The sequence below is a fragment of the Paraburkholderia sp. genome, from assembly GCF_035656215.1.
Taxonomy (GTDB): domain Bacteria; phylum Pseudomonadota; class Gammaproteobacteria; order Burkholderiales; family Burkholderiaceae; genus Paraburkholderia.
In genome coordinates this window covers 1-3,402 of sequence record NZ_DASRSY010000120.1, presented here as the reverse complement: position 1 = coordinate 3,402, position 3,402 = coordinate 1, and the positions used below count along the sequence as shown (strand labels likewise).

Genomic DNA, 3,402 nt, shown 5'->3' with positions numbered 1-3,402 from the left:
CGCCAACGCCAACGCCAACGCCAACGCCAACGCCAACGCCAACGCCAACGCCGGGCGCACCTGCGCCTTCGCCGACACCCACACCTGCGCCCGCAGCACTCCCGCCGCCCGTCCTCGCCGCCGGCGCGCCTGCCCTGCCCGTCGTCGCAGCGAACGCCACGGCACCCGTGCCGATCTATCGCATGGAAGTACCGGTCTACGCCGAAGTGCCGTCGCTGGCGCGCGAACTCGCCGTCGAGCAGATCGGCACCTTCCACGATCGGCAAGGCTCACAGAGTTTGCTGAACGAGAACGGCGTGGCACCGGCAGGATGGGGCCGCGTATGGGGCGGCCACACCGTGCAAGGCAACGACGGTGCGGTGAACCAGGAATTCGACGGCACGATCGTCGGTGCGCAGGTCGGACAGGACCTCTATGCCGACTCGAGCCCGAGCGGCCACCGCAACCACTACGGTTTCCTGCTCGGCTACGCTCGGGCGACCGGCGACGTCAACGGCTTCGCGCTCGCGCAACCGGATTTCTCTGCCGGTCATCTGTCGATCAATTCATACAGCCTCGGTGGCTACTGGACGCACATCGGTCCTGGCGGCTGGTATACGGACACCGTGCTGATGGGCAGCACGATGACGATCGATCCGCGCTCCAATCAGAACATCGGCGCGACCACGCATGGCAATGCATTCACGGCATCGGTGGAGGCCGGCTTGCCGATTCCGTTGCCGCTGAATCTGTCGATCGAACCGCAGTTGCAATTGATCTATCAGCACACGCACATCAATGACCTGAACGACGGCGTTTCCACCGTCTCGTTCCACAGCGCGAGCGGCCTGATCGGGCGCATCGGTGCGCGGCTGCTGGGGCAGTTTTCCGCGCTCGGGACGCAATGGGAACCCTATGTACGCGTCAACGTGTTGCGTTATTTCGGCGGGACGGACGAGGCGACCTTTGCCGGCACCACTGCGATCCCGACGACGGTCGGTCAAACCGAGGGACATGTCGGCGCAGGCGTCTCGGCCCGGTTGAACAACACCGTCAGCGTCTATGCGACGGCGGGATATCTGTTCAATCTGGGCGGCGCGCATCAACGCACAGTCGAGGGCGACCTGGGCGTGCGTTGGCGCTGGTGAGAACGGCAGACGACGCCGGGGCGCGCGGAGGTCACGCGGCGCTGGCGTCGTCGAGTCCTGATAAGAATGGGTTCGCCGCGCTTTCGGTGCGGAAGAACCCGCACGCCGCGGGCGTGAAGCTTTCGTGCCGCGCGGCGGCTGCGAGAGCGAGCAGCGCACGCATGCCTAGAATCTTGAGCTCCCCCACGTTAATTCCAAAAACGCATCAAGTGGCGATTTAATTTCGCTTTACGGCGGCGCCGTGGATTTGAATAATCGTGCATCCAACGATACTGCGCTTGCGTCTTGAAGCCAGGCCGGCAGGCCACCTTCAAACACACGAACGCGCATTCACCGCACTCCGCCGAGAATCAATATGCGAAACACCAAAAATGCGAATGTCGAACAACTCCTGCTGAAACTGCTTGGCGACGAGAAAACCGCGAGGCTGTTCGCTACGCTGAACCATCCGCAGATCCTCAACGAATGGGAAGACGGCACCGTCACGCGTGCCGAACTAGCCCAGGCGCTGAATATGGCGCTGTTCGAAGGCCTTCTGGCGCGCTCGGCGAATGGCCGCCAATACACGGAAGAGACGATCGCCGCTGGCGGCAGTGTCTACTTTGACCACGGCGCGTTGCGCACGGTGCGCTGGGCAAAGAGTGGCGCGTTGCCAGCGGGCGAAGCCGCTTTCGCGCGCATCCTGCGTCCGCTCGGTTTCAGCATCAACGGCCGCTATCCGCTTGATCGTCTCGGCATGACCGGCCGCGCCTGGGCGCACGACGACGCCCCTGACGAGATCGCGCAGTTCTTCCTCAGCGAATTGCACCCGGAGCGTTTCTCGGTGGAATTCCAGCAGGCGGTGACGAACGTCATCGGCAACTCGCGCGATCCGTTGACGCCTCAAGCCGTTGGCCAGTTGTGGGAGCTCGAACGTGACGGCGTGTTGCCGCTCGAGGCGGCCCATGCCTTGTTGCCGGTGATCGTTGGCGCGTTCGCGCGTCAGCATCAGACGCCACGCGAAACCGATTACGAAGTATTGTTGAAGGAGTCGGCGGAAATGGCGTGGATCGCGACCGAAGGCAATGCCTTCAATCACGCCACCGATCGCGTTGCGGACGTGTTCAAACTTGCCGACGACGAAAAGGCGAAGAGTCGTCCGATGAAGCCGGAAGTCGAGCGTTCACGTTCGGGCCGCGTGTTTCAGACCGCCTACCGCGCAGATATCGTGCGGCGCGAATTTCGCGCGGCCGATGACAGCACCGTGACGCGCGACGTGCCGGGCTCGTTCTACGAGTTCATCACGCGCAAGCGGACGTTCGATCAGGATGCACGCCGTTGGGAAACGGACCTGCGTTTCGACGCGGGCAACGCACAGGGCATCTTCAAGATGACCGCGAGCCAGGCTGCGTGATGTGTCGAGCAAGCCGTCACGCGGGCGTTGGACACGAAACGTGAGGGACGCAGTGGGAACGTCATTGGATGAAGAGCAGGGCGCGGACGTGAACGCTTCGTTGAGCGACGCGGCGGATAGCACGTCGAAAGAGCCGCGCATCGCCATGCCCTTTTCGGGTACCGCTGCCGTCATGCACGCGCTCGAAGCAGATTTGCGCCGCCATGTGCGCGGCGAAGTGCGTTTCGATCAGGGCTCGAAAGCGCTGTATGCGGCGGATGCGTCGAACTATCGGCAAGTCCCGCTCGCCGTGGTGGTGCCGTCGGACGTCGACGACCTGCTGGAAACGCTCGCTGCGTGCCGCCGCAATGACGTGCCGTTTCTCCCGCGCGGCGGCGGTACCTCGCAGAATGGCCAATGCGTGAACGTCGCGGTCGTGGCCGACGCGAGCAAGTATGTGAACCGCGTCGTGTCGGTCGATCCTGTGGCGGGCGTAGCGATCGTCGAGCCGGGTGTGGTCTGCGATACCTTGCGCGACGCCGCCGAAGAGCACGGTCTTACCTTCGCACCCGATCCCGCGACGCACAGCCGCTGCACGCTCGGCGGCATGATCGCCAACAACTCGTGCGGCGCGCATTCGGTGATGGCCGGCAAGACGGTCGAGAACGTCGAGGCGCTGGAAATCGCGACCTTCGATGGCGCGCGTTTCTGGGTCGGGCCGACCTCTGACGACGAACTTGAACGAATCATTGCATCGGGTGGTTGCCAGGGCGAAATCTACGCCGCACTCAAGCAACTGCGCGACACCTACGCGGACCAGATTCGCGCGAAATTCCCGCAGATCAAGCGACGCGTGTCGGGCTTCAATCTCGATCAACTGTTGCCGGAAAACGGCTTCAATGT

Annotated in this window: 3 protein-coding genes; all 3 read left to right on the top strand. The window is 63.5% G+C overall.

Going from position 1 to position 3,402, the window contains the following annotated elements; all coding sequences use genetic code 11:
• Positions 1 to 1,127: autotransporter outer membrane beta-barrel domain-containing protein (locus VFE81_RS06845; protein ID WP_325043870.1), on the top strand; the 1,127-nt coding region annotated here is incomplete at its 5' end.
• A gap of 355 nt (positions 1,128 to 1,482) precedes the next feature.
• The gene (locus VFE81_RS06840) at positions 1,483 to 2,520 is read left to right on the top strand and encodes a DUF1338 domain-containing protein (protein WP_325043869.1); all 1,038 of its coding nucleotides are present in this window, start codon (positions 1,483 to 1,485) and stop codon (positions 2,518 to 2,520) included.
• A 52-nt stretch (positions 2,521 to 2,572) separates the two neighbouring features.
• Positions 2,573 to 3,402 (top strand): FAD-binding oxidoreductase (locus tag VFE81_RS06835; RefSeq protein WP_325043868.1); only part of this gene is annotated, 830 nt, incomplete at its 3' end.

Excerpts from the sequence above, each read along its gene's own strand:
- VFE81_RS06840 (WP_325043869.1), top strand. The coding sequence starts at position 1,483 with ATGCGAAACACCAAAAATGCGAATGTCGAACAACTCCTGCTGAAACTG.